A 25593-nucleotide genomic window follows, 5' to 3' on the forward strand; every position below is an offset into this window, starting at 1 on the left:
ACATGCCGGAGGATCCCACATCGATCGATTTTGCCGGCCCTGTTCGAAACGACGACCTCGTGGTGTGCGGGCAGGCGACCGCGGAGCCCGTCACCCTAAGCGAAGCGCAGGTCCCGCCGGCGGCGCACTTGCCGCCCTTCCGCGTGATGGTCGAGCCGTTGTTCTCGGAGACGTTCTCCGCTTGGGCCCCTAACCTATCGTTCCTGAGCTTGGTGTGATCGGCAATGCGCGGCGGGCTCGCGAGGCGGGCAAGTCCTCGCGGAGACGCCGAGGTCCAGCGTACGCCAGAGCGATAACCAATCGGAACGTTGGCAACTCGGGCTTGCTGCAGCCGCGGAACGTTCAGCGCAAATTGGAGATGCTGGTATTTCTTTTCGTGGAAAGCGGTGTGTTAGCGCAGCGACCAAATCGTGGATTAGTACCGGACGCCTGAGGCACGAAGGTCCTCGGGCGGGCGTCAGATGTCGTGGCGACCGATAGTCTTTCGCGCTACATGGTCGGCCGCCTTTGAAACGCGAGCGCTATTCGCGGGCCGTCCACGACCTGCGAGCCTTAGACCTCCCTGGATCGATATGGGTAGGATGGGACGACTTGCGGCAAGTGATCTCGCCGCTTTCCCGCGCGCTATCCAGAAAAAATGCAGTAACTCTACGGGGCCATTAGAAAAACGCACGACATGAACTCAAGCACAGGTCTAATGTCCGCAAGTCACGCACAACTTACGGTAGGGCTAGAGGCATGCACAGCGTTGAAACATTCTGGGACCTGCAGGTCGAGGCGACCGAGTGGCGTCACTATCTCCACGAAAATCCAGAGCTCGATTATCGATTGGACAGCACGGCCAGGTTCGTGGTCGAGAAGCTGGCTTCCTTTGGCATCAATCACATCGAAACCGGAATTGCTGAAACCGGCATCGTCGCTCTGATTCAGGGCGCGCGCGGAGACGGCCCGACGATCGGGTTGCGAGCTGATATGGACGCGTTGCCAATTACCGAAGCATCAAACAAAGCTTGGTCATCGAAGATACCGGGCCGAATGCATGCGTGCGGCCATGATGGACATACAACCATGCTGCTAGGGGCTGCGAAATATCTCGCGAGTACCCGCAATTTTAGAGGTGCCGTCGCTTTGATCTTCCAGCCCGCAGAAGAAGATGGGGGGGGTGATAAACTGGGCGGTCAGAAGATGGTCGAAGCCGGAATCATGGACCGTTTCGGCATTTCCCAGGTTTTTGGCATGCACAACAACCCGGGAATGGAAATCGGCTCTTTCGGTATTTGCACTGGGCCGATCATGGCCGCACAGGACGATTTCGACATCGTCGTCAACGGTAAGGGCGGCCATGCGGCCAAGCCTCACAACACAATCGATCCAGTTGTTATCGCAGCACAGATTATCGTTGGCCTGCAAACTTTGGTTTCACGCAACACGAATCCGATCGAGTCGCTCGTAATTTCCGTTACCAGATTTGAGGCGGCCCAAGCTTACAACGTCATCCCTGACAAGGTTACATTGGGCGGGACCGTCAGGACGCTTGTACCCAATCTGAGGGATTTCGCCGAACGGCAGATGCAAGTAACAGCGGAAGGCATTGCGCGAGCATTCGGCGCAGATGTCGAATTCAAATACCGTCGATACCTCCCCGTTACCGTGAACCACGCGAAGGAGACCGATCTGGCGATCAAGGCGGCGCGTGGTCTCGTTGGACCTACGTCTGTAGACGACAAACTGCCCGTAAGAATGGGTGGGGAGGATTTCGCGTACATGCTTGAGGCCCGCCCAGGAGCGTACATTTTCATTGGGAACGGACCTACCGCCTTCCCACACCATCCGGCATATGATTTCAATGACGAAGCACTGCCATATGGTATCGGCTACTGGGTGAACCTGGTTGAAATGGTGCTGGCTCCGTGACGGTCCCCGCGAAACTGAACTTGAGATCCGCGGGCCGGGCGCCCGGCGTGCCCCCTCTAAGATTCACATAATTTCACGCCCGCTTGTCGCTTCGCCAGCGAAGACGCGCGTTGAACGGCGCTCGAGGAACTGGGCGATTGGGAAGCCGCGTTACGAACGACTAAGCGCGTTAGTCGACATAAACAATGATCTTTCTTTTGGCCGGCCATTTAGCGGATAGCGAGAGATGCAAGAGTGGCATTGGTGCAAGTTGCTAGAAGTCGGGACAGTTATGCCGCGCAACCGGCTTTTATTTGCTTAATCTCGCCGAGAGGTCCGAAGCCGGAATACTCCAACACTGTGCCGTTTACGGGGGCCTTGATGAGCTCAGCCCAAACGTGGGCTTGAGTTATCGATTAGTGCTGGATCGCAGCGGGCAGAAAACCGGCCGGCTTGCAGGCAGCAATGAGAGGCAATCTAGCGCAAGGATCAGAGTTGACCGATCGCGTACCACTTTTGCTAAAGGACTCAACGAGCGGATCCGGTTCAGCTCGGCGCGTCTGCCGCTGTGCTTCTTACACTTCACACCCACACCGTCGCCTTGTAGAAAGTGCAGTCTGTGGTGGCTGAAGCGCCGACGTCCGGCCGCCAAATCCCGCTGCCGCTTGGCAGGCCAAAGTCGTCTCCCCGCGTCGAACGAAGCGGTAAATCCGTGCTTCATGGCGACCACTCTGGGAGTGCGGGGCGGCGAATATCCATGCCTTCAATCATTCGGCTTCGGCGGTCCTCCTAGAGCCAGGCGTTCAGCAGTGTTTTTCGAGCATCTCGCGGATGGTCGAGACGTCTAGCATGGCAAGGCCAACAGGCGCTCGAGCTTACGCCGCTCTAGTCTGACTGAGTCACAAAACCGCAGGCTTTGTCCGGCCGGAATCAGCGATGGTCGACGCATGGACCATCAACCGGGAAGGCCGACATGAGCGGGCGTGGCACCAAGACCAGTGAGATGCGATTTGCGGCGTATTTGGAAGGGCTTGCTAGCGTCATCGGTCATGCTGATCGGAAGGCACCGCTGCGCGACTATTGCGTCGGCCTCATGGCCTGTGGCGATCGTAAGAGCGTGGAGCCAATGGCGGCGATGACGGCTCCGGAACGGACGGCCGCCCAACATCAATCGCTGCTGCATTTCGTCGGCAGCGGCGCCTGGTCGGATGAGAAGGTGCTGGGCAAGGTACGTGAGATGGTCCTGCCGGCGATCGAACGCCAGGGCCCGATCGAAGCTTGGATCATCGATGACACCGGATTTCCCAAGCAGGGGCGACATTCGGTTGGAGTTGCACGGCAATATTGCGGGCAGCTCGGCAAGCAGGATAATTGCCAGGTGGCGGTGTCATTATCGATTGCCAATCACCACGCCAGCCTGCCTGTTGCCTATCGCCTTTATCTTCCGAAGGAATGGACTGAGGATTGCGATCGGCGGCGCAAGGTGGGCATTCCTGCCGAAGTCGGCTTCCGGACCAAGCCGGAGATCGCGCTGGAGCAGTTGCGGTGGGCCTGTGCGACCGGCCTTCCGCGTGGTGTCGTGCTGATGGACGCGGGCTATGGCAACAACAGCGATCTGCGCGCGGAGATCACGGCGCTGGGATTGACCGTAAACGGTACGAGAGGGCCACGGATTTGGTGCGGACGGCCTACGCACCGCGCTTGAAGCGTATAGGCATCCAGAACTGGCGCAGGGCCTCGACGGTTGCTGGAATGTCGCGCCAGGCGTTTTGGACAATGGCGTGCGCCGGGCCGGAGGTAGCAAGGGCCGACCGGCGTCGTCGATGCAATGGACCAAGATCGGCCGCAGCATAAGGTGTTCGGTTCCGTTCGGGGAGAGAAGCCGCGACCAGACGAGAAGCCGAAGCTTCATGACGGCATAGAAGCCCATGCACCAGGGCTGCGGGTCGACTTCGCCGTCCGGTGATCGCACGAACAGCGGCTCGAAGCTCTCCGGTCTCGTCGACAGCGTCTCGCCGATTGCGTTGTGGCGCATCAGCGTGGCGGCGATCGCCGAGAACTCCTCGGTGTCGTGATAAGGCGTCGGGATCTACGCCGAGGAGCGGGCACACCCATTCCTCGGACGCCATCGAGACCGGCCCGGCGACGACCGCGGCCACCGCGCCGTCGAGCATGGAGAGCGACGTCGCCCGCGGATGCCGAAGCGTCGGCGACCTGGCGCGCTCGCTGATCCATTGCCCGAGCCGTTCGAACGACATGGCATAGTCCGCCATCGTCGTCTTGCGTGCTTTTCGCGTTCCCCGCCGTTGCTTCGGCTTCGTCATGCCACGGCTCGCTTTTCGGCTTCGCGCGCGGCCTTCCAGTTCCAGGCCAGAAGTTCGTGAAGCTGGTTGGTCTTCGTGGCGGCGCTCACCATGCGATCGAGAACGTCGACGAGATACGCCTCGGGGTCGAGGCCATTCAATTTCGCTGTGTTAAGAAGCGAAGCGAGTATCGCCCAGGTCTCGCCCCCGCCTTCGTCACCACTGAACAACGAGTTCTTTTTTCCGATCGCAATTGGTCTGATCGATCGCTCGACCGTGTTGGTGTGTGTGCCTTGCCAAGGCGCACTGTTCTCCCTGGTGAAAGTCCAGGCCGGCAAACTCTCGCTCCAGCCGGAAGTACTCGGAGCGGGTCAGGAGGCGACGAATGACCTGAAGCACTCTGAGAAAAGGCCCCTTTTGGGGGTCATCGGTCCGCGCGGGCCGCAACTTGCGAGTAAACACTGAGCAGGCTCCGAAAGCGTCATCGTGGGAGCCGACCCGCCATTCTAACGGGGAAGGCCGGCGTCCGGGGGGAAGCGAGCGAGAAAAGCACCCCAGGATCCCACCGGAGTAGTGGTGGCAGCACGCGCGGGACATGGACAGTGGGCAACAAGGGAAGTCTGCTGCCGACGAAGGATGATGAGGCCGGACAACGACGAACCCGTGAGGGCCAGCGTCGGCGGCGGCAGATGGCGGATGGGTCCGTACTACCTATGACACCGGCTAACGCCGGAAGAGGGAAGGGGCCCTGACTTGTATCAAGCGAGAACGAAGCGGAGAGCACGGCGATTGACGATGAGTCTATCAACACCGGAACTAAGCGTTCAGAAGCTGCAGAGCTCGCTACAGGCGAAAGCTAAGACCGAACCGGCATACCGCTTCTACTCCCTGTGGGACAAAATCTGCCGATCGGATGTCATGGAAGAAGCTTACCAAAGGTGTCGTGAAAACGACGGCTCCCCCGGGGTGGACGGCATAACATTCGAACAGATTGAAACCGAGGGACAAGAGCGATGGCTGGAAAGTATCAGACAGGAGCTGAAGGATGGCACCTACCATCCCAAGCCCCTTCTGAGAGTATGGATACCAAAGAGCAATGGCGGACGCCGACCACTCGGAATTCCGTGTATTCGTGACAAACTCGTCATGATGGCTACGGTCTTAGTGATCGGTCCCATTTTCGATGTGGACCTGCTGGACAACCAGTATGGATTTCGTCCGAAGCTGGACGCCAAGATGGCCGTGCGCCGCGTGTTTTGGCATATCAAGGACCGAGGACGCCGCGAGGTAGTCGATGCAGATTTACGCGACTATTTCACGTCGATTCCACACGATCCGCTGATGCGATGCCTGACACGACGGATCGCCGACGGACGACTCCTCTCGACTATCAAAGGCTGGTTGACAGTCCCGGTAGTTGAACGGAGCGGAAGACGGACGATACAGACGGCAGATGCGCGCAAGTTTAAGAAAGGGACCCCGCAAGGCTCTCCTCTGAGTCCATTGCTGGCGAACATTTACTTCCGACGCTTTCTGCTGGCCTGGCGCGACCACGGACACCAAGAACAACTCGACGCCTACGTCGTCAACTATGCCGACGACCTCGTGATCTGTTGCCGCCCCGGCCAAGCCGAGGCGGCGATGAAACGAATGACGGTACTGATGAACAGGCTCGGGCTGGAGGTGAACGAGACCAAGACCCGCATCGCTCGATTGCCGACGGAACGATTCACGTTCCTCGGCTACACGATCGGGCGGTTCTACGGAAAGGATGGACAAGCCTTCATCGGCACGCGTCCGTCCAAGAAGGCGGTCATGAGATTGCTCCGACGAATCCACGAACGCACGACGCCGCAGTGGTACCCGGACACACCGGAGAACACTGTCGTCGTCATCAGTCGCCTTCTTCGTGGCTGGTGCGGCTACTTCGACCAAGGTCCTGTCATGAAGACCTATGATTTCATCAGGCAACACGTCGATAGGCGTCTGCGGCACTGGTTGATGCAACGAGCAGGAAAACGTGGCAGGGGCTTCAAAGAGTATCCGCAGGATTACCTGCATGATACGCTCAAACTCTTCCGCGTCCCGACTCGTCGTAACGACCGATCGAGCGCGAAGGCCTGATGAGACAAGTGAAAGCCGGGTGCGGGAAATCTGCATGCCCGGTTTGACGAGCGGCGACTGGAAACGGAACTATGGCGCGAACTGCGACACCGGCAACTGGCGAAAGCAGCCGGACCAGTAAAGCCTCGCGACCTACGGTCACCGCGCCAGTCGTCGACTCTACCCGGCTCGAGCCGCCCGTCATCCAGGAATGCCGTCAGGCCCTGCCAGCGTTCGAGCATGTAGTCGATCGCCTTGATGAGCGTCGAGCGGCGGGAGATCCCGTCCTTCACCGCGATCAGACGGGCCCTCAACGCCTCCATCAGCGGCTTCGTCTCGGCCTGTCGCGTCGCGCGGCGTTCCCCAGCGTCGAGACCGCGGATCCTCTCCTCGATCGCGTAGACGGCCGCAACGCGCTCGATGACCTCCGCGGCGAAGGGTGAGTTCGTCGTCTTGTGCACCCTCACGAAGTTGCGGCGCGCGTGAACGAGACAATACGCTAGCTGGATCTGGCCCGACATCTTCGCATCGCCGGCCAGCGAGGCGTAGGCGGCATAGCCGTCGACTTGCAGCACGCCTTCGAAGCCGGCCAACTGCGCCACGATCTCCTTCTTGCCGCGACCGCCTGCGAACACGTAGGCGACCGCCGGCGGCGCCGGCCCCTTCCACGCCCGATCGTCCGTCGCGTGCGCCCAGAACTGGCAGATCCTCGTGCGGCCGCGTCCCGGATCGAGAACTGGCATCGGCGTCTCGTCGCAGAACAGCCGCTCGAAGCCATGCATGGTCTTCAGTTGCAGATCGTAGAGGCCCCTGACCAGCCACGCCGCGCTCCCCATCCAGCGCGCCAGCGTCTGACGGTCGACGACGACACCCTGGCCCGCCAGGATCTGCGTCTGGCGGTAGAGCGTCGATTGCCAGGCATATTTGGCCGCGGCGATATGCGCGATCAGCGCCGTCGTCGCCATGCCGCCCTCGACGAGCCGCGCCGGTGCCGGGGCCTGGACAATCGGGCCCTCACAGGAGCGGCAGGCGTATTTTGGACGGATCGTGCGGAGCACACGCAGCCACGCGGGAACCCGATCGAGCGCTTCGCTGCTCTCCTCGCCGATCCGATGCATCTGACCCGTGCAGCACGGGCACAGCGTGGACGCGGGCTCGATCACCCGCTCGACTCGGGGCAGATGCGCCGGCAGCGCGCCGATGTTGCGCCTCGCTTTGCGCCGCTTCGGTCTCGGCGCGTCCGGTTTGTCGTCATTGGCCGGAGGCTGCGCGCCCGCGGTCCGTTCCAGATCGAGCGCGATCTGTTCAGCGCAGACGATTGCCGAGCGCTCCGATCGCGCGCCGAAGATCAGGCTCTTCAACGTGGCGATCTCTGCGCGCAGATCGTCGTTCTCGCCTTCGAAAGCCAGCACCATCTCGGCGAGAGCCGCAGGGTCAGAGGGGAGATCTTCAGGGCGAAGCGCCATATCGCAGAGCTACACGAACACACTCGCAATCGCCAGCAAAACAAGACGATTCAGGCAACTTTCGTCGGCCGCTTCGTCACCTTCGGGACCACACGCGACCACTCCGCAAGACCTTCAATCAGCATCGCCAGTTGCGCCCCCGTCACCGGCATCGTACCCTCGCGAACAGGTGGCCAGGCGAAGCCCCCATTCTCGAGCCACTTCGTCGCTAGAACCATTCCAGAGCCGTCAAAAACCAGTAGCTTCAAACGATCCGATCGCTTCGATCGGAAGACATAAACGTCGCCGCTGTAGGGCTTGCCGCCTAATCCCTCCGCTACCAGCGCGACCAGGCCATGAACGCCTTTGCGAAAGTCAATCGGCTGCGTCGCGACGAACACACGGACCATTGGACCAAACGAGATCATCGCGTCGACCTCACCGCCGCCAGCACGCGCTCCAGCGTCGCGGCGTCGACGCCGACGGGCACGCGCACCGTCGCGCCCGCGATCATCACCTCGATCCGTTCGGCCGGACTCACCAGAACATGCGCCTTATCGATCGCGTTCGGCTGCGCCTCGACGGCGGCGTCGAGCCTGACTTGCACGAACTGCGGCGCTTCGCTCGACGCGAGCCGCGCCTGGCGCCGCCACACACTGAGCAGTCCCCGGTTGACCCCGTTGCGTCGAGCCACCTCGGAAATGCTCGTCTCCGGATCGGCGCTCTCGGCCACGATCCGCGCCTTCTCCGCATCGCTCCAACTGCGCCGTCGCCTCTCCCCCGTGATCATCTCGATCCGCTGATAGGAGGCGGCATCATGCCTGTCTTGATGTCTGTCTTGATGCATGGAATGAGCGTCCCTCGCGTTGTCAAATCCACGCGCGAGTCTCGCTCATCCCGTCCACCTAAACGAGGTGGGGTCGTCGTACCGCTATCGATTGACCTATGTGGCGGCTCTTCTGTCGAGCACAACGGTATGGGCGCCCGGCACCGGTCCCTTGCCGTCGAAGCCATGGTCGGGCCGCGGCCGTCCACCGAAACTGATGCGCCGCAACCGTCAGCATCAGCCGGCCGCCGTCAAAGCGCTCGCAATCGGCCTGCCGGCCAAAGCTTGGCGCACCATCACGTGGCGGCAAGGAGCGAACGAAAAGCTGAGCTCGCGCTTTGCCCGCGTGCGGGTCCGTGCCGCGCACCGTGACTATTGGCAAACCAGCCAGCGATTGGAGGAATGGTTGCTGATCGAATGGCCGAAAGGCGAGGACCAGCCTACCAAATACTGGCTCTCGACATTGCCGGAGGATGTGGCATTCCGGACTCTCGTTGAGACGGCTAAATTGCGCTGGCGTATCGAACGCGACTATCAGGAACTCAAGCAGGAGGTCGGGCTTGGCCACTTCGAGGGACCCGGCTGGCGCGGCTTTCATCATCACGCAACGATGTGCATTGCAGCCTACGGATTCCTGATCTCGGAGCGGGAGACGATTCCCCCCTCAGGCACTCGGCGCCCCCGGCCGATCCCGCTCGCTCGCGTTTCCGCGGATTACAGACCCCGCGGTTCTGCCGCTTCGGACCGAACGTCACATTCCAAATTCGATTACGACGATGCGACGGCGGCTCGAACAAGGGTTGGTCCGAACGCTGTCGAGATGTCCTTGTTGTGCAATCAAGTTCGCCCACTCCACAGACCACCGTTTGTGACGCAGTAAGACTAGACCCTATGTTTGCCCTCTGAGGTGACGGGCGGCCCGCCCCGCGGCAAGCTCCTATCGAGGGTTGCGCCGGATGGTCCGGCGCCGAGCCTCAAGCATGGGGAGCGGGCCTGATGAACGATAGCATTTTCGTGGGGCTGGATGTGCACAAGGCGACGATTTCGGTTGCGGTGACCGAAGCGATGCGCGGCGGGGAAGTTCGCAACTTGGGGATCATCCCTAATCGCGCTGACCAAATCGCCAAGCTGGCGAAGAAGCTTGGCAAGAGTGACCGGCAGGTAAGTTTTTGTTACGAAGCCGGACCCTGCGGTTATGGCCTGCATCGACAACTGACGGGCCTGGGGCACAACTGCATCGTGGTGGCCCCCTCGCTGATCCCGATGAAGGCCGGGGATCGGGTAAAAACCGACCGGCGCGATGCGGCGATGCTGGCCAAGCTGCACCGAAGCGGCGAACTGACAGCCGTGTGGGTTCCGGATGCGGCGCATGGGGCCATGCGCGACTTGGTGAGAGCCCGCGCCACGGCGATGCGTGTGCTCGGCAAGGCGCGGCAACATCTCCAAGGCTTCCTGCTGCGACATGGCCGCATCTATGCCGGGAAGAAGGGGTGGACTCTGGCTTATCGTCGCTGGCTCACCACGGTGCGCTTCGATCACCCGGCGAGCCAAATCGTTCTGCAGGACTACATTCATGCCGTGACCGACGCTGAGGCCCGTGTGGACTGCTTGACCAAGCGGATCGAGGAGCTGGCGCCACAATGGTCGATGACGCCGTTCGTAGAGGCCGTGCAGGCCATGCGCGGCGTCGCCTTCATCGTTGCCGTGACGGTGGTTGCCGAGGTCGGCGACTTCTCCCGCTTCGACAATCCCCGCCAGTTGATGGCCTTTCTCGGCCTCGTGCCGTCGGAGCATTCGAGCGGCGCAAGCATCCGACGCGGCGGCATCACCAAGGCTGGCAACGCTCTGGCCAGGCGGGCTCTGATCGAGGGGGCATGGACCTATCGCATGCAAGCCCGCGTCAGTCGCAAGCTCCATGACCGTAACGAGCGCCTGCCTCAAGCTATCCGCGATATCGCTTGGAAGGCCCAGGTCAGGCTCTGCGCCCGCTATCGCCGCTTGTCGGCGGCCGGCAAACCCAAGGTGATCGTCACCACCGCCATTGCACGCGAGATGGTCGGCTTCCTGTGGGCGATCACTCGTCAAGTGCAACTCAGGCCGGCCGCCTGAAGAGCGCTGCTCGACCATATCGGTGCCCAGGGCAGGAGGCAGGGCGCGGTGGGGAATCCTCGTGGCCTGTTATGAGCCGGCGTTGTCCGACGCTCGCCCCCTAGACCGAGGCAGCCCCAAGACGAAACCACGGTCATGCGGTACCCAACCCGCGCATGAGAGCTTGATCAACCGTCGTCTCTTGGCCCTGCCTCCTACCGTGGGCACCTTCGAAGTCCAGCGTCCGGGCGCTCAGCCGGAAGCGGCTCCGCTTGATCGAGTCCCTTGACAGCAAACATGAGAGCAGGCTGTTGAACAAATCGGTAGCGAAGCGCTTCGCATCGTGATTCACAAGCACCACGACTTAACCGGCGGAGCGATGCGCGAGAGCCTCTAAACCTTTGAATGGCGCGCGATGAATGGGATGTTGTCGCCATTGAGGAGGCAGATCTCCCCTTGGAGTGAGCCGTCATCCCTTAGTTCGGCCTAACCGTGACCTCGGCTGGGCGCCATTTCGTCGTTTCTTTGCCGACGCGAACCCGAGCCTCCAAGCCACATATCTAAAAAGCGAGCCGGATCGCTCGTCACTCCCCGCGTGTTTCACCTCATGCCACCACACGTGGGGATCCCACTTGTAGAGGTCGCATCATTCACGCTGTATCTGGAGCAAAACTCAATCGCCGAAACCATTGCCTCCGTGCTTCTTGCTCGTCTCCGCATCCCCGACATAGGCTAAATTCAAAGCGAGGAGGCGGAGGCTATCAGCCTTGCTGAACTGCAAACGAGAAACTACCTATAGACGCTTTCCTCCTTTAATTAGGTCGACAGCGATAGGATTTAGGAAGAAGGAACATCCGCAGTTCATCAACTGGCCGCTTGGCCCGGCATTCAACTGATAGTGACAGCGGCCATTGTCATTCGGCACAGGTCTGTAATGTCGTAGACTGGGAGTTTCGTCAGCCGGCGGATCGACGCCGAGACCGATGGAAATGCAGCACATTCAAACAATATCAAAGCGATCTCCGGCTCTGAAACCCGCAATCGCTGAATGCAAGCAGCAACATCCTGTTCGATGGATTGAACATCGACCGGGGGCGGAGGGCGCTTCAGCTCGTCGTGCCAAAACTTCCCGCCTTCGATGCCGCCAATTACAATTCTGCGGCGGTCAGCTTCGTGTTCAACATAAAACAAATCTTCACTGCAATGCCTCGAGTCATATGTTAGGATTGCAATCTTAGCTTTATGTGGAAGTTGCCGCAGCAGTAGACTCAGCAAAAGCAAGCTTGATGTCACGACCGGCACGCAAACCGCCTGCGACAATGCTTTTTGATGTCTGATCGCAAAGCCACAGGTACTCGTAATAACTGCCGCGCCGCTGTCAACCAGTCTGTTCGCCGCAGCTATGAAGGCCGGCTCTAAGCTGGGATCCCCTTTGACAACCTGCTCGACACCCGCTCCAGCCACGACTTCGGAGATGGTGGGAAATTCAAAGGTCAATGGGTTGAGAATTGAACCGTCCGGAGGCTCCGCCGCAACTGTACCGGGGGGTAGGAATCGGTCGAGCCGGAGAATTCCCAGCGTTTTCACAGCGGCGCTCATCATGCCTCCAGTATACCGGCTTTCTCACCATTATCGCACCATTCTTGCGAATTCCGATAGGTTATGCGACCTCAAAGGGGGGAGGGGTGCTTTTTTTCTGCGCGAGCCTACGGACTAACCTTCCGGTCCCCGAAATCGCTTGGCCTATCGAGAAGCCGCGGCTGGTACGCCTTGCGTTGGAAGGCGGAGATCTTCCACAAGGTGATGAATTCGGCATGCCGCATGGCGCGCAGTGGGCCTGCGGACCGCCACGGAATGACCGGAAGAGGCAAGATGCATCCTATTCTCATGCCCGGGCTTGTCTCGGGCGTCTACGCGCCTAATTGGCGAACAAAAGAAGCGCCTCATTGGCGACGCAGCCACGCTGCAAGAAGGAAACTCCCGCAGCCATGTTGACCTTAGCAGCAACCTATGGGAGCTCTACCGTAACTTCCGCTGGGACATCCTGGCCGGGTTCAACATGGCGGAAGCCTGTTGCGATCGCCACGCCGGCGCCGCCGGTTCGCGTTTATCTTTGTTGACGAGAACGGCGCGACTAGACGCATCTCCTTCGACGAGATTGCGGAGATGTCGCCCATCTCGCCAATGCGCTGAAGGCCGATGGGCTAACGCGCGGCGATCGCGTCGCGGTATTCCTGTCGCAGTACTTGGAGTTGCCCATCGCTCATATGCACGTAATCGGGATTCTGGTGAGAACAGCGAGGCTTCAATGATCTGATCGATCCAGACGTTATCTCGGCGCTGAACAAGACTATGTGACGAATATTGGATATCTAGCGTAAGCAGATTGCATAACTATCTTCGGATCAGCCCCGCTGGACACAACATCCCAGGACCGGAACTAAACTTGCGAGCCGCATTGCGCGGGCAGCCACTTCGACTACCCGCATCTCGGCAATCTCCTTCACCTGTTAGGCCTGTGGATACAAGTCGCGTGTCGCTCGATACTCGAACGTGACCTGAATCGCCGCGAGACAATCCTGCCTGAGCGGTGCATAGGGCTGCGGCGCGCCGCGGACAAGAATCTCTGATTGATTTGGCAACGAGTCCGGCAATAGCCGTGTGCTCGTGTCTGAAGCAGCATAGTCGCTCGGAAGTGCAGGATTTCTGCAATGATCCCTCGATTCTTCGCGATCTTCGTTCCTTAGGCCCGGTTTATTGTTCGCAGGCCTCAACTGAGAGCGTTCATTAATATAAGGGGCTCGGAGCGTCGCAGTTCTCGGCCCTCAATTAACATGCATTCTGATCAGCAGCAGTTGACAAGTGGCGAGGCTATCTACGATCGGTTCGCTGTACAGGAGGGGCGCTAATGATTGCTGACGTAGGAGCTGGATCGAATGTGAGTGACAAGAGCTCGCCGGTTCGCGGTGGTTGGACGCGCGCGGAGGCAAAAGCCATCTATCGTCTACCATTTGCCGATCTGACGTTTCGGGCGCAGAACGTTCATCGCCAGCATTTCAATCCAAGCCGCATTGAAGCCGCAAGCCTGCTCAGCATCAAGACCGGAGGGCGCTTCTGCATGGCTTCGGCTTGGCGCATCCAAAAGACCGCCATCTCGATCGGGTCTGCGACATGATCGGCGCGGTTAGGGGTCTCGGCTTGGACACCTCTGTCAGGCTCGGCATGCTGACGCCGAGCAGTCCAAACGGCTCTCCGAGGCCGGGCTCGATTTGTACGATCACAACGGAACGTCTCGCGGACGGCTTTGTCGCACAGGTCGACACGTCACCGGATTACTACGACAAGATTATCGCCACCCACACATTGCAGGACCGTATCGACACGCTTGCATATATCCGCGATGCCGGCGTGAAGGTGTGCAGCCGCGGCATTGTCGGTATGGGCGAGCACGTCGAGGACCGACTCGGCATGCTCGTGCTGCTCGCCAATTTCTCGCCCTGATCCGCAAAGCGTGCCGCTCAACCTGTGGAACGAGGTCAAGGGCGGCCCGGTCGATGACACCGCGGAGCGTCCCGATCCGATCGCGCTGGTCCGCGTGGTCGCGACGGCGCGGATCATGATGCCAAAGGGAGTCGTGCGGCTGTCCGCCGGACGCCAATATATATGACCGATGAACTGCAGGCGCTGTGCTTTCTGACGCTGCGAATCGATCTTCATCGGCGATCTGCTCTTGACGACCAAAAACCCGCGGCGCGATCGCGACGCAAATTTGCTCGACCGGCTCGGCATCACGTCCAGCCTTACCTGAGGAAGGCGATCGCGGAGCAAGCAAAACCAGTGCAGATGAGAATGTAGGGTATGCTGATGGAGCAAGATCGATTAGGCCCCAATGACCAGGACCGAGTTGCAATACTCGGAAAATCGCATCCTACCGTCCCAAAAATGTCAGGCCCATGCCGTAACCAACTCGGCGGCATCTAACTGCGGCAAGGCGCTGGGAGTGGCGGGAGCGCTTGTCACTGCTTCCGGTGTGCTACGCGACTTTATGATCAATCGTTGTCGTCCGTTTATCTTTGCTACCGCGCCATCACCCTTAATTGCCGTTGCCCTTCGCGAGGCACTCTTCATCCTGCAGCAGGAACCCGAGCACCAGCGGCGCCTCGCAAGGTTGGTTGCATTCACGCAGCGAAAGATGGAAGCCCGCGGCGTGCGATGCCATTTTAGCTCGCAGATCCCCCCATACATCGTATGGCGACAATGCTCCTACGATGCGGCTCGCCTCTGCGATTCAGGATCGCGGCTTCGATATTCGGAGAATTCGGCCGCCCACAGTACCGGAGGGAACGGCGCGCTTGCGAATTTCACTGACGCTGAACGTCGATGAGGATGATGTGGCCTCCATAGTCGATGCGCTCGCTGAGGAGACAATGGAGAGGGCTCGATGAGCTTGCGGATCGTGGTGACCGGTACAGATACTGGGGTTGGAAAGACTGTTTTCGCCGCGGGCCTATCTGATCTTCTCGGCGCGAACTATTGGAAGCCGATACAGGCCGGCCTCGAAGGAGAGACCGATACCGAGACCGTCACGAGGTTGGGGCGCCTCTCACCCGATCGAATTGTGCCGGAGCTCTATCGGGTTCGAACGCCCGAATCGCCCCACCAGTCTGCCGAAATTGACGGAGTTCGCATCGATGCGGCTTCTCCGCCAGACACGGGAGGACGGCCTCTCGTCATAGAGGGTACTGGCGGGCTTATGGTTCCGCTTGCTGGGAATACACTCTATATCGACGTGTTCGTTCTTTGTGCCGGCACAGAACTCGGTACTATCAATCACTCGCTGCTGTCGATAGAGGCTCTTCGAAAGCGGCAGATTAGCATTCTAGGTATTGCGTTTATCGGTGAACGCAATCCGGAAACTCAGACGGCAATTCGTGAGATTGGCCGCGTGCGCTGGTTCGGGCGATTACCCCGAATGTCTCCCCTCACACCAGAGGCGCTTCAGAGTGGATCGTGTCCCTGGGCGTGGTGTAACTGGCGGTGGGTCACCGCATTCGCCGGCCTGGGCCGGATCGGTCAGCTGGCGATTGCCGGGAAGCTGACGGCGGGATCATCGCCCAACGGCGCGATCGTTTCCAGTGTCATGTAGCGGCCGCGCTGGACCGCCCACTCGTCGTTCTGTTCAAGCAGGATGGCACCGACCAGACGGGTGATGGCATCCTCATTGGGGAAGATACCGACCACTTCGGTTCGCCGCTTGATCTCGCCGTTGACCCGTTCGAGCGGATTGGTCGAGTGCAGCTTGGCGCGGTGCGCGGCCGGGAAGCTCATGTAGGCGAGCACGTCGGTCTCGGCCTCATCGAGGAACGCCGCGAGCTTCGGCAGTTTGGGGCGTAGCTGATCAGCGATGCGCCGCCACTGCGCCCGTGCCGCTTCAGCGTCGTCCTGGGCAAAGGCGGTGGCAATGAAGGCGGAGACCACCCGCCGCCCGCTCTTGCCGGCATGCGCCAGCGCGTTGCGCATGAAGTGGACGCGGCAGCGTTGCCAGGTGGCGTTGAGAATCTTGCCGACCGTGGCTTTGATCCCCTCATGGGCATCGGAGACGACGAGCTTGACACCGCGCAGGCCACGGCGGGCCAGCTTGCGCAGGAACGCGGTCCAGAACGTCTCCGCCTCGGACGGGCCGACATCCATGCCGAGCACCTCGCGTCGGCCGTCGCCGTTGACCCCGACCGCGATGATCACCGCGACCGAGACGATGCGCCCATTCTGGCGGACCTTCACGTAGGTGGCGTCGATCCACAGATAGGGCCAGTCGCCCTCGATCGGGCGATTGAGGAAGGCCTTCACCTTGTCGTCGATCTCGCCGCACAGCCGCGACACCTGGCTCTTGGAGATGCCGCTCATGCCCATCGCCTGCACCAGATCGTCGACCGAGCGGGTCGAGACGCCCTGCACGTAGGCTTCCTGCACCACGGCCGTGAGCGCCTTCTCGGCCATCCGCCGCGGCTCGAGGAAGCCCGGGAAGTAGGAACCTTTGCGCAGCTTGGGGATGCGCAGCTCGACCGTGCCGGCACGGGTCTCCCAGCTCCGATCGCGGTAGCCATTGCGCTGGATCTGACGCTCCGAGCTCTTCTCGCCGTAAGCGGCCCCAGTCAGGCCCTCGACCTCCAGCTCCATCAGCCGGTGGGCGGCAAAGCCGATCATCTCGCGCAACAGATCGGCATCTGGGGTCTTCTCCACGAGCGCACGCAGGTTCATCATGTCGTCGGTCATCGGTGGTTCCTCGAATCAGGTTGGTGTCGCAACCCAAACCTTACCGACGAATCATCGGTGGCCACCCCCAAAGCCGCTCGCTCGCTACGGCGCTATGTGGGGCGCGCGTCGCGAGCGGCTTTGCTAATCAGCTACACCACTCCTTGGGACACGACCTTCAGAGTGCATTCAAGTCCTCGTTCCGTGCGCACGATTCAGTTCATGATACCAATGTTTAAGTCTCCAATTTGGCATCCATTTACGCAGCACGCGCTTCAAGGCGAGATGACAAAGTTGTGCGCGGCGAGGGGGCTTTCCTTCACTCCGCCGACGGTCGACGCATCATGGACGCAATCTCGTCCTGGTGGGTCGTGACCCACGGTCATTGCCACCCCCACATTGTGAGTGCCATCCAGGACCAGGCGAGCAAGCTCAATCAGATTATCTTTGCGGGGTATACGCACGAGCCAGCCGAGGAACTTGCGGCGCAAGTCTTGCAGCTCACGCCGCCTAGTCTAGAGTATGTCTTCTTCTCAGATAGGGTTCGACAAGCGTCGCGCTGGAGATCGCGCTCGGCTATTGTGAGCAGCGGACTCGCATTGTCGTGATGCAACACTCCTATCATGGCGATACGGTTGGAGCGATGTCGGTCGGAGCCCGTGGCGTGTTCAATGCGGCCTATGAGGCCCTTCTATTTGACGTCACACCAATTTCGTTCCCAGCAACAGGTCGCGAGCGGGAGACGCTCAATGCGCTATATTCGGTATGTGAAGTGCAGATCCCGGCGGCCTTGATCGTGGAGCCCCTGATCTTAGGGGCCGGCGGAATGCTGATGTACCCAGCCTAGGTACTAAGCGAGATGAAGCGGATCTGCCAAGAATGGACGTTCTCTTCATTGTAGATGAGGTCATGACGGGCTGGGGCCGAACGGGTACGCTCTTTGCCTGCGAGCAGGCCGATGTCACTCCAGATATCGCCTGCTATTCGAAAGGGCTCACTGGTGGATCGCTTCCGCTCGCAGTGACGCTCTGTCGCGCTGATATTCTCGAGGCGCACTATTCGAAAGATCGCAATTTAACATTCTACCATTCGAGTTCATATACGGCGAACCCGCTCGCCTGCGCCGCTGCAAAAGCAAATCTGGATCTTTGGCAGAACTCGGATGCGCGCACGCGCGTGTCGGCCCTAGCGAGGCAAGAGCGCGCAATTGAGCCGTTCAGTGTTGATCCGCGCTTTGCAAACGTTCGTCGAACCGGCACCATCACTGCGCTTGATCTGAAAACAAGTGACCCTGGCTATCTCGCGAGCATTGGTCCGAAACTTCAGGCCTTTTTTAAGCACCGAAATCTGCTCCTGCGTCCGCTCGGAAATACGATCTACGTAATGCCACCTTATTGCGTTACAGCCGCAGATATTGATCAGATTTATACCGTGAGAAGCTGCTGATCTGTTGGCTTGATGCATGCCGAGCAAGAGCTCCGAAAGTATTCCGAAATAATCCGCTTGAGGTGAAGTACCTTAAGTCCAGGCGTAAAATTGCGGAATTTGCGCGGCAGAATGCCCTTCATCGCATTATTCAAGCTCGAAATATCAGTTACACGTCTGAAGGTTTGGCGCAGGTGCTCCTCTGAGGGCGGCCGCGCCAAGAAGGCGCATATCAGGTCATTCTGCTGCGCCCGCTGGTTCCTGCATACCTCAGAATCGGAATTGGTGTCGCCGCACGTGATGTGCGGGCGCTGTGACGTGGAAGTGGAGAATGCATAGAGCTCATCGAGGTGGCGCCGAAGGAGGCGAAGATGCGGGATAACTCACACAAATTCCATGGTGGATCAGGAAGGTGCTCTGCGATTTGTGGCGGCAAGTTCGGGCTGATCCGCTACTATTGCTGGCGAACGGCGCTCTGCTCCAAAAGGTGCGTCGATCGCTTCAAGGCGCGGCGGGAGGCCGATTAAAAATGGCTTTGCTGGTTGCGAGCAGCTTGATAGCTGGCATGAGTGGCTCCAGCCGACGTTAGCCAGGCGATAAATTGTCGCAAAATGCCCATTGGCCGTCGGCGTGGCAGCACGAGTGCGTGCGCCGACGCAAGCCACAATTTCGTATGAAATGCTGCAATTGGCGTAGCGCTTCGATTTTGTAGGTTGCGAAAATGGCCGTGATAAAATTTCGCACGGCCAAGTCAGGGAGGAAACGCCCCAAAGGGCGGCTAAAGGGAGCATAGAGTGAGTGCCCACACTCACTGGGAGCTCTAAGCTTGTGCCTACGGTCAAGTTGCGCAAGCCCAATGCAGGAGCATCTGTTTGTAGTGCCGATTGGGCGCGAATTTTGAGCGTGCTTCGCATGTTTTATGCGAAGAGGATGCCGTTAGATGCAGCTATTCCGTGAGGCCCCCAATTCACAATCGTCACGTCATACGATGCGTTGTATTCGGCGGACGAACACAACAGCAGTGAAGTCGCACAACGGCGCGTGCGCGCATCGCGTTGTACGCGCGAGTACAGGATTTCGAAATCAATATAAATTAGGTAGCGCTCGTCATTGACCGAGCGCAGCAGGTGGACCGGCTCGCGCTCAACACGCGCGTAACTTGTCCGACCGGCGATTTTCAGCGCCTCTTTAGCAGATCAGGTCATTCGAGGGATAACAAGTGAGCAACATCGCCTCCATCACGCGCGAACAGTCGTTTGTCCGCCGCGGCTTTCGAGTCGGATTACGTGAGCAAATGGCAATGCTCAGGGTTTCTGGCGTGCTGGTCACGGGGGCGATCTGCGTCGCAGCTCTGCACTGAAACGAGCGAATATCTTGCGTCCAGACCGCCGTGATTTGGACCGTAAAAGAGCGCTGCTACCGTAATCCGTGATCGTGACGACAACCGAAGAGGTCGAGAGCTGGATAACCGCGCCGGCGGAAGAGGCGATGAAGCTGCAGCGTCCCTTCCGGACGGCACGCTGGGGATCGTCGCCCGCGGGGTGAAGGAAGACGCAGGCCCAGCGGCATAGCGACGCTCACCCACAGAGCCGATCGGCCCAAGGCTCTCTCCGGGAGGTTGCGTGAGGCCTCCTGCGCCAACTACAATCGCTTCGGGCCGGCGATCGGGGTCGAGGTTTTGCAGTTGTCGCCGAAGAAGTTAAATCTCTCGCCAGGCAAACCGCTGAAGCGACTGTTGAGATTGACAACCAGATTAGCGACGTTCAGGCCGCGACAACTGAAGCCGTGGGCGCGAATATTGAAGCCGGCGCGATCGTCGCTCGCATTTCCGATATCGCCATGACAATGTCGCGTTCAACTTGCTGGATGCTGCGAGCAAGACCACTCAAGTGGCGGCGAGCGCCGGTGAAGGGCGGCGTGCCTGCGGAGGTCCCCGGTTCTCGAGCTGATGCGGGCGTACAAGGCGAATTTTTTAGTATGCATGGTAACGCAGCAGACGCTGAGCCGTATGCAGCAGCCGCGCCTCACGAATTTGATGCTGATGATGCGCCGCCATGAGAAGGATTGGGCGACATCGGGCGTAGCAAGCAACAGGATGACCATCAGGTCACGGCACTCGAAGCCAAACTCAAGGATCTCGATGCTGCTGTCGCTTCGCCGGAATTGGCCGAAAGCGCACGGGCCAATCGGGCAGAATTGCAAGTTCAACTGGATGTTGACCCGTACCGTTGCGCCTGCATCATCCAGGCAGCGAGGCGCGCCCGCGGGCAACAAGCGTATCTCAACCCTCCAGTCGGTATCGCGCCGCCCCCCTAATTGTCTCGCTCAACGGGCGGGGGTCTGAATCCCGTTCGCAATCGGTAGTTAAGCGAAAGGACTATTGCACGTTCAGTTCGGGATGTTGTACAGGAGACGAGCGGCGCATGAAAGCTAGGCGATTATATCTGTGGCTTGCGTGCTGCGTGCGACGCAGCGTATTCGGTCTGCGGTTATTGCTGGTTCATTGGGGGCAGGCAACCTCGACCGCTCGGATTTGACCAAGGTCAACTCGTAGCTTACACCTCCGCCTTGCCGACGATAGGAGGAAATCGTCGTGTTTTTTGATCAAGGGATTTTCGATGGCGATTTCCACGATGCATACGCGTCGCTTTTAACCATGTGGGCTTCTAATGTATAAGTGGATTTCACTGGCGACGAGCGCTGATCTCGCGCAGTTGCCCAATCACATCACCTCCGAGTACAACCCGGGAAAGGTCGCCAAGACGTTGAGCCTTGGGATCTCGGATGCGGTGAAGGGCGTCCTCATCGAATACAACTACATCGATAAGGATTATCGCAGCACCTACTATAACTTCTATTCGAAGAAGGGGCAGTACTATCGCAGCGATTGCGTGCGATTGCATTTCTTCGATCAAACCGTGACGTTCGATGATGCGACGTCTGCGCTGGTTTGTCCCGATCGTGAACTCAACGATCATTACTTCGGCTATATGGTATTGCGGCCGACCGGCATCGCCACAATCGCTCGGAGCGTGCTCTCTCCGGACATCCGCAAGGGCGCCGGCCGGTTTATCATCACTGCCGCCCATAAGGTGCACCTGCTCGGCTACAAGCTTGTGATCCAAGGCTTTCCGTCAATGGATCAGCATGTCGATATTTCGGTGTGCGCGCATGCTGCGTGCTGGTCGATCTTGCGCCACTACAGCGAGCGCTACAACGTTCATCGAGAATATCTGGTCCATGAGATCACGATGATGGCCCACGACTACAATCCCGGCGGTTTGGTGCCGTCAAAAGGATTGCAGATCGCTCATGCAGAACGTGTGTTTCAAGAAGCAGGTACGTTCCCTATCCATATCGCGCGCACGGCCTTAACAGGGACTCAGGATCCTCAGTTCTATCGGCAACTGATTGCTTATGTGGAATCAGGATTCCCTCTCTTCGCCGCGATGCATTCGCGCCGCCATGCCGTTGCGCTCGTCGGCTATGAATGGCATCAAGCGGTGAGAGGTCAGTCCGGACTTCGGTATGCCTGGGACGAAGTCGAAACCCTTGCTGTTGTTGATGACAACCATCTACCGTACCTGTCCATTCCGAAGTCGAGCGGAAGTCCCTACGCGGCGGAAGCAATTGACGCCTTTATCGTGGCACTTCCCGAGAAGATCTACTACCCAGCGGACGCCGTTGATCGGCTGGCTCCCGCCTTGTTAAAGCTCGGCCCGGCTATTGATCTGCCGCCAAGTAACGACATCATCATCCGCTACTTCATCACCACGGGCTCTTCTTATCGCCATTTCGCGCGAGAACATGCCTCGGAATTTGATCCGAAGCTCCTTCAGTACATCATGACCCTGCCATACGCCCAATTCATATGGGTGGTGGAGTTTTCGACGGAGGAACAGTGGGCTAATGGAAGGGTTGAAGCGCGGGCGGTCATCGACGCCACGGCCAGCTTGCGCGAGCCAATGCCCCTCTGGTTGTTCCATGGCCGTGAGGGTGCACTAATTTTCGACCGCAAGAAGATTGGCCAGACCATTGCCGGAATGGGTGGCCTGAAACTTGCCAATACCGGTCATGCAGGGTTCTCACGGATGGACCGCAACTTGCGACCGACCCAGACGAAATAGCGTTATCGAGGGACGGAAAGCCCGTTTCCGACTTCAGGGAGATCACGATGGCTGGCGATGCAGACGACAAGACCAATGAAAGACCTGAAATGCTTCAGGGGCTTGCGCCCGTCGACGCCAAGTTGCTGCAGGAGTTCCTCACGGAGATGGACGAGAACGTGATTCCCGACATCGTCAAAGTCGTCGAGGAGAGGCGTCTGCAGGCGGCTGAAAGTCGTCAATGGCAGCTCAAATGCTGACGGCGCGGCTTACTTGAGTGGTTTTTTGAGCCGCTCGTAGGCCGCGCGGACAATTGCTTCCACTGCCTCTGCGGCCTCAGCGTCCAGGGCCGGATCAGCCCGCAAAAGGCTGGAAATTTGCACCATCGGCTCCGGCTGGCTCACGCGATAGGGCGCGTTGACAAAATCCGAGGGGTTAAGTCCAGCCCAGGCGGACAGCGCCGCCAGACTGGCCGCATCGGGACGCCGTCCCTGCGCCATCCGCGTTAGGGTTGACGCGCTGACACCTGTCTCTTCTGACACCTCTTTCCAGCTGACATCGCGGGCTTGAACCGTCGTTTCCAGCGCCCGGTAGAAGGCATCTCCATCGAAGCCCTTGGCATCGTTAGCGTTTCTTGCCTTTTCAGAAATTGCCATTTAGCAATTGACTTTCTATTTCGGTTTGGCTATTCATTGCTTAATAGCAATTCGACTTCGAAATCGCAAGGAGAAAGCTTATGGCTATTGATATCCTTGAAGCGGAGGGTTCCCGCCATGTTCACCTGGTCAAGGTGACCGTGAACGAGCGCCCGGTAAAGCTCCTGGGTCCGAACGAAACAGGCGAGCAGATCAAGATCGCCGCGATCGAACAGGAGGTGGAAATCGACAAGCATTATCTGTTGGATCTCGTCCTCGACGATGGCGCCCACCGCCGCATCGAAGACCATGAGCCGGTCGAGCTCCACGATCACATGGTGTTCGTGGCGCGCAAGCCCGAGCACATCGTCGTCATCACCGTCAATGAACAGCCGGTGAGCCTCAAGGGCCACTCCGCCACCGGAGCAGAGATCAAGGTTGCTGCAATCGCCCAAGGCGTGGCGATCCAGCCCAACTTTGTGCTGCAGGAGGAGCTGCCCAACGGCACCAGCCGTATCGTCGGCGACAACGATGTCGTGCATCTGCGCGAACATCTTCGGTTCACGGCGATCGCGCCGGACGACAACTCCTAGGCAGAAATTGCCATGAAAGCGGAAGTTTCTGCCGCCATCGAAGATCTGAGGAAGCAGTTTCCCGCTGCCACCCTCAACACGCGGGACGATGGGCAAGGGGGCGTCTATCTGACGGTCGAACCGGTCGCGTTGAGCGACCGGTTCGTCCCGAACAAGACATGGGTGGGGTTTCATATCCCCGCGCAATATCCTTATGCCGACATCTATCCCATGTTCATCGGTGGCGACGTTCGGCGCGCGGACGGTCAGGGCTTTGCGCCGCCGGTCACGGCGGGGCATGCGTTCGAAGGACGGCCAGCTTTGCAGATATCCCGCCGCAACAGCATGGCCCAGAACGGCAAGCAAAAAGTTTGCGCAAAGGTGCTCAAGGTTTTGGATTTTTTGGAAAGATCGTCGTGATGTCCAAGTGCAAACTCCACATTACCCGTTCGGATTACGAGTCGCTTTGGCATCATCTCTATCAAGAGGATGGAGATGAGCACGGAGCCATCTTGCTTGCGGGTCTGTCCGAACTCAACACGATCCCGCTCCTTACTGTTCGCGAAGTGCATCTGGCTAAGGACGGAATTGACTATGTTGCAGGCAAAATCGGTCACCGCGCTCTAACGCCCCAGTTCATTCATCGGCTGATCACGCGCGCTCGCGACGAACGGTTCGTCTATTTGGCCGTTCACAATCACGGTAGTGACCGGCAGGTCGGATTCAGCGATATTGATCTCCGATCTCACGAGCGCGGCTATCCCGCTCTGTTGCAGATTGCCAAGGGCATGCCGGTTGGCGCCCTTGTGTTGGGGCGGCGGGCTATGCAGGCAGCTCTCTGGATGCCAGACGGCAGCCGTCGCGAACTCGACCAGGCGCGCGTCATTGGCATGAAGATTGATCGGCTCGCTCCCCATCTGTCGAGAAATCTCGGTTCGATGGACGACCAATACGATCGCCAAATTCGGATGTTTGGCCGCGTAGGCCAGCAGACATTGTCGCGCGCCCACGTCGCGGTGGTCGGCCTGGGTGGCATCGGTAGCCTTCTTGTGGAGTATCTGTCACGCCTGGGCGTCGGCCACTTTACGCTCATCGATGATGATGTAGTTGAAGCGTCCAACCTTGCACGACTTGTCGGAGCATCGCACTCAGATGCGGAAAATCGGACGCCCAAGGTTCAGTTGGCTCGGCGTCTCATTCAGCAGGCCAATCCATCCGCGCACATCGAGCACTTCAATGCGGATGTGGCTAAAGCTTCAGTGGCGGATCGGCTCAAAGGTTGCGATTATATCTTCCTTGCGGCGGACTCCATGCGGGCGCGCCTAGTAGTGAACGCGCTAGTTCATCAATATCTCATTCCAGCTGTTCAGTTGGGCTCGAAAATACGAGCTGACGAGCAGGGTCAGGTAATCGATGCGTTCAGTGCCGTTCGCCCTCTTCGTCCAGGGGCGGGTTGCCTTTGGTGCAATCAGCTGATCGATCCCAATCTCCTCGCGAGAGAGGCCAAGACTGATGCGGAACGAAAGGCCCAGGCCTATGGCGTTGAGGAGCCTAATCCTAGCGTGATCAGTCTTAATGCGGTCTCCGCAGGGCATGCCGTGAATGACTTTCTCATGGATTACCTGGGTCTACGAGCTGATCGCCCGTTGCACTACCAGCATATCAATGCCCTGACCGGAAAATTACAACTCGTCGAACCGCGTCAGGATGTTGATTGTCCGGAATGCTCGAAAGGCGGGATGCGGTTCGCGCGAGGTGATGGCGTAGATCTGCCCTGTAGTGAAGGCTAACACGTGGCCCGTCGTGCTCGTATAGATTGTAACCTCCGCTACCGCCGGCGACGCTCATTACGATAAGGTTTCTATGAAAAGCTTATCGTTTGCAGCCGACTCATCTGCCTGAATTGGCGCAGCGCGCCTTTACTCGATCATCTATAGTGTAGTTT

The 25593-nt window shown here is 59.1% G+C and carries 20 protein-coding genes and 8 pseudogenes; 20 read left to right on the forward strand and 8 right to left on the reverse strand.

Annotated elements, in window-relative coordinates:
• The first annotated feature begins 2 nt into the window (after positions 1-2).
• From ACR9YP_RS10420 to ACR9YP_RS10430, 3 genes and pseudogenes are all read left to right on the forward strand, one after another.
• Positions 3-218: a hypothetical protein gene (locus ACR9YP_RS10420; RefSeq protein WP_474219638.1), complete on the forward strand. Its 216-nt coding sequence runs from the start codon at positions 3-5 to the stop codon at positions 216-218.
• A gap of 520 nt (positions 219-738) precedes the next feature.
• Positions 739-1914, forward strand: a complete 1176-nt coding sequence (locus ACR9YP_RS10425) for a M20 aminoacylase family protein (protein WP_474219639.1) — start codon at positions 739-741, stop codon at positions 1912-1914.
• Positions 1915-2866: 952 nt separating this feature from the next.
• Positions 2867-3541: pseudogene (locus tag ACR9YP_RS10430) on the forward strand (IS701 family transposase); the annotation flags it as partial.
• Between the two features lie 270 nt (positions 3542-3811).
• On the opposite strand, the pseudogene ACR9YP_RS10435 reads toward ACR9YP_RS10430, so the two are convergent.
• Positions 3812-3928, reverse strand: a pseudogene (locus ACR9YP_RS10435) (UPF0149 family protein); the annotation flags it as partial.
• Positions 3929-4213: 285 nt separating this feature from the next.
• Positions 4214-4534 (reverse strand): transposase domain-containing protein, encoded by a 321-nt coding sequence (locus tag ACR9YP_RS10440; protein ID WP_474219640.1) that lies wholly within the window; start codon positions 4532-4534, stop codon positions 4214-4216.
• Between the two features lie 457 nt (positions 4535-4991).
• Between ACR9YP_RS10440 and ltrA the strand changes: the two genes are divergently transcribed.
• Positions 4992-6320 carry a group II intron reverse transcriptase/maturase gene (gene ltrA / locus ACR9YP_RS10445; RefSeq protein ID WP_474219642.1) on the forward strand — a complete coding sequence of 443 codons (1329 nt, stop codon included), beginning with the start codon at positions 4992-4994 and terminating at the stop codon, positions 6318-6320.
• Here the strand turns inward: ltrA and tnpC are convergent.
• From tnpC to tnpA, 3 genes are read right to left on the reverse strand one after another with little or no spacing between them, the layout of a single operon-like run.
• Complete coding sequence (gene tnpC, locus ACR9YP_RS10450; RefSeq protein WP_474219643.1) at positions 6248-7765, reverse strand: IS66 family transposase; 1518 nt, start codon at positions 7763-7765, stop codon at positions 6248-6250. The genes ltrA and tnpC overlap by 73 nt on opposite strands.
• 50 nt (positions 7766-7815) lie before the next feature.
• Positions 7816-8172, reverse strand: coding sequence for an IS66 family insertion sequence element accessory protein TnpB (gene tnpB, locus ACR9YP_RS10455; RefSeq protein WP_018273742.1), 357 nt, complete (start codon positions 8170-8172; stop codon positions 7816-7818).
• Positions 8169-8534 carry an IS66-like element accessory protein TnpA gene (gene tnpA, locus ACR9YP_RS10460; RefSeq protein ID WP_474219645.1) on the reverse strand — a complete coding sequence of 122 codons (366 nt, stop codon included), beginning with the start codon at positions 8532-8534 and terminating at the stop codon, positions 8169-8171. Before tnpA ends, tnpB begins: the two co-directional genes overlap by 4 nt.
• Positions 8535-8682: 148 nt before the next feature.
• On the opposite strand from tnpA, the pseudogene ACR9YP_RS10465 reads away from it, so the two are divergent.
• Positions 8683-9450, forward strand: a pseudogene (locus ACR9YP_RS10465) (IS701 family transposase); the annotation flags it as partial.
• Between the two features lie 116 nt (positions 9451-9566).
• Complete coding sequence (locus tag ACR9YP_RS10470) at positions 9567-10679, forward strand: IS110 family RNA-guided transposase (RefSeq protein WP_474219646.1); 1113 nt, start codon at positions 9567-9569, stop codon at positions 10677-10679.
• Positions 10680-11546: 867 nt separating this feature from the next.
• On the opposite strand, the gene ACR9YP_RS10475 is transcribed toward ACR9YP_RS10470, so the two are convergent.
• Complete coding sequence (locus ACR9YP_RS10475) at positions 11547-12257, reverse strand: aspartate/glutamate racemase family protein (protein ID WP_474219647.1); 711 nt, start codon at positions 12255-12257, stop codon at positions 11547-11549.
• A gap of 389 nt (positions 12258-12646) precedes the next feature.
• On the opposite strand from ACR9YP_RS10475, the pseudogene ACR9YP_RS10480 reads away from it, so the two are divergent.
• The 4 genes and pseudogenes from ACR9YP_RS10480 to bioD all read left to right on the forward strand — a co-directional run.
• Positions 12647-12928 (forward strand): annotated as a pseudogene (locus ACR9YP_RS10480) (AMP-binding protein); the annotation flags it as partial.
• 638 nt (positions 12929-13566) lie between these two features.
• A pseudogene (locus ACR9YP_RS10485) lies at positions 13567-14466 on the forward strand (biotin synthase BioB).
• 174 nt (positions 14467-14640) lie between these two features.
• A pseudogene (locus ACR9YP_RS10490) lies at positions 14641-15103 on the forward strand (aminotransferase class I/II-fold pyridoxal phosphate-dependent enzyme); the annotation flags it as partial.
• A complete protein-coding gene (bioD, locus tag ACR9YP_RS10495) occupies positions 15100-15804 on the forward strand; it encodes an ATP-dependent dethiobiotin synthetase BioD (protein ID WP_474219649.1) in 705 nt (234 codons plus the stop codon). The pseudogene ACR9YP_RS10490 and the gene bioD, both read left to right, overlap by 4 nt.
• Here the strand turns inward: bioD and ACR9YP_RS10500 are convergent.
• A complete protein-coding gene (locus tag ACR9YP_RS10500) occupies positions 15732-16931 on the reverse strand; it encodes an IS256 family transposase (RefSeq protein WP_438102715.1) in 1200 nt (399 codons plus the stop codon). The two genes, bioD and ACR9YP_RS10500, sit on opposite strands and share 73 nt — an antisense overlap.
• Before the next feature lie 210 nt (positions 16932-17141).
• Here ACR9YP_RS10500 and ACR9YP_RS10505 point away from each other — a divergent pair.
• The 7 genes and pseudogenes from ACR9YP_RS10505 (at position 17142) to ACR9YP_RS10535 (ending at position 22701) form a co-directional block, all read left to right on the forward strand.
• Positions 17142-18356 (forward strand): annotated as a pseudogene (locus tag ACR9YP_RS10505) (adenosylmethionine--8-amino-7-oxononanoate transaminase).
• A 1198-nt stretch (positions 18357-19554) separates the two neighbouring features.
• A complete protein-coding gene (locus ACR9YP_RS10510; protein ID WP_474219650.1) occupies positions 19555-19695 on the forward strand; it encodes a hypothetical protein in 141 nt (46 codons plus the stop codon).
• Between the two features lie 68 nt (positions 19696-19763).
• Positions 19764-19906, forward strand: a pseudogene (locus tag ACR9YP_RS10515) (SOS response-associated peptidase); the annotation flags it as partial.
• A 61-nt stretch (positions 19907-19967) separates the two neighbouring features.
• The gene (locus ACR9YP_RS10520) at positions 19968-20393 is read left to right on the forward strand and encodes a methyl-accepting chemotaxis protein (protein ID WP_474221024.1); all 426 of its coding nucleotides are present in this window, start codon (positions 19968-19970) and stop codon (positions 20391-20393) included.
• Between the two features lie 6 nt (positions 20394-20399).
• A complete protein-coding gene (locus ACR9YP_RS10525; RefSeq protein ID WP_474219652.1) occupies positions 20400-20651 on the forward strand; it encodes a hypothetical protein in 252 nt (83 codons plus the stop codon).
• A 353-nt stretch (positions 20652-21004) separates the two neighbouring features.
• Positions 21005-22462, forward strand: coding sequence for a hypothetical protein (locus ACR9YP_RS10530; protein WP_474219654.1), 1458 nt, complete (start codon positions 21005-21007; stop codon positions 22460-22462).
• 47 nt (positions 22463-22509) lie between these two features.
• Positions 22510-22701 (forward strand): hypothetical protein, encoded by a 192-nt coding sequence (locus ACR9YP_RS10535; protein ID WP_474219655.1) that lies wholly within the window; start codon positions 22510-22512, stop codon positions 22699-22701.
• 9 nt (positions 22702-22710) lie between these two features.
• Here ACR9YP_RS10535 and ACR9YP_RS10540 read toward each other — a convergent pair whose 3' ends face one another.
• Positions 22711-23097: a helix-turn-helix domain-containing protein gene (locus tag ACR9YP_RS10540; protein WP_474219657.1), complete on the reverse strand. Its 387-nt coding sequence runs from the start codon at positions 23095-23097 to the stop codon at positions 22711-22713.
• A gap of 80 nt (positions 23098-23177) precedes the next feature.
• On the opposite strand from ACR9YP_RS10540, the gene ACR9YP_RS10545 reads away from it, so the two are divergent.
• From ACR9YP_RS10545 to ACR9YP_RS10555, 3 genes are read left to right on the forward strand one after another with little or no spacing between them, the layout of a single operon-like run.
• On the forward strand, positions 23178-23669 hold the full coding sequence (locus ACR9YP_RS10545) for a multiubiquitin domain-containing protein (RefSeq protein WP_474219658.1): 492 nt from the start codon (positions 23178-23180) through the stop codon (positions 23667-23669).
• A gap of 12 nt (positions 23670-23681) precedes the next feature.
• Positions 23682-24068 carry a hypothetical protein gene (locus tag ACR9YP_RS10550; protein ID WP_474219659.1) on the forward strand — a complete coding sequence of 129 codons (387 nt, stop codon included), beginning with the start codon at positions 23682-23684 and terminating at the stop codon, positions 24066-24068.
• Positions 24068-25438, forward strand: a complete 1371-nt coding sequence (locus tag ACR9YP_RS10555) for a HesA/MoeB/ThiF family protein (protein WP_474219660.1) — start codon at positions 24068-24070, stop codon at positions 25436-25438. The genes ACR9YP_RS10550 and ACR9YP_RS10555 overlap by 1 nt, the downstream gene beginning before the upstream one ends.
• Positions 25439-25593 lie beyond the last annotated feature (155 nt).

The sequence above is a fragment of the Bradyrhizobium sp. BR14999 genome (assembly GCF_056106085.1).

Excerpts from the sequence above, each read along its gene's own strand:
- ACR9YP_RS10540 (WP_474219657.1), bottom strand. The coding sequence starts at position 23,097 with ATGGCAATTTCTGAAAAGGCAAGAAACGCTAACGATGCCAAGGGCTTC.
- tnpB (WP_018273742.1), bottom strand. The coding sequence starts at position 8,172 with ATGATCTCGTTTGGTCCAATGGTCCGTGTGTTCGTCGCGACGCAGCCG.
- ACR9YP_RS10425 (WP_474219639.1), top strand. The coding sequence starts at position 739 with ATGCACAGCGTTGAAACATTCTGGGACCTGCAGGTCGAGGCGACCGAG.
- ltrA (WP_474219642.1), top strand. The coding sequence starts at position 4,992 with ATGAGTCTATCAACACCGGAACTAAGCGTTCAGAAGCTGCAGAGCTCG.
- ACR9YP_RS10500 (WP_438102715.1), bottom strand. The coding sequence starts at position 16,931 with ATGACCGACGACATGATGAACCTGCGTGCGCTCGTGGAGAAGACCCCA.
- ACR9YP_RS10545 (WP_474219658.1), top strand. The coding sequence starts at position 23,178 with ATGGCTATTGATATCCTTGAAGCGGAGGGTTCCCGCCATGTTCACCTG.
- ACR9YP_RS10535 (WP_474219655.1), top strand. The coding sequence starts at position 22,510 with ATGGCTGGCGATGCAGACGACAAGACCAATGAAAGACCTGAAATGCTT.
- ACR9YP_RS10420 (WP_474219638.1), top strand. The coding sequence starts at position 3 with ATGCCGGAGGATCCCACATCGATCGATTTTGCCGGCCCTGTTCGAAAC.
- ACR9YP_RS10470 (WP_474219646.1), top strand. The coding sequence starts at position 9,567 with ATGAACGATAGCATTTTCGTGGGGCTGGATGTGCACAAGGCGACGATT.
- ACR9YP_RS10475 (WP_474219647.1), bottom strand. The coding sequence starts at position 12,257 with ATGAGCGCCGCTGTGAAAACGCTGGGAATTCTCCGGCTCGACCGATTC.
- tnpA (WP_474219645.1), bottom strand. The coding sequence starts at position 8,534 with ATGATCACGGGGGAGAGGCGACGGCGCAGTTGGAGCGATGCGGAGAAG.
- tnpC (WP_474219643.1), bottom strand. The coding sequence starts at position 7,765 with ATGGCGCTTCGCCCTGAAGATCTCCCCTCTGACCCTGCGGCTCTCGCC.
- ACR9YP_RS10555 (WP_474219660.1), top strand. The coding sequence starts at position 24,068 with ATGTCCAAGTGCAAACTCCACATTACCCGTTCGGATTACGAGTCGCTT.
- ACR9YP_RS10530 (WP_474219654.1), top strand. The coding sequence starts at position 21,005 with ATGTATAAGTGGATTTCACTGGCGACGAGCGCTGATCTCGCGCAGTTG.
- ACR9YP_RS10550 (WP_474219659.1), top strand. The coding sequence starts at position 23,682 with ATGAAAGCGGAAGTTTCTGCCGCCATCGAAGATCTGAGGAAGCAGTTT.
- bioD (WP_474219649.1), top strand. The coding sequence starts at position 15,100 with ATGAGCTTGCGGATCGTGGTGACCGGTACAGATACTGGGGTTGGAAAG.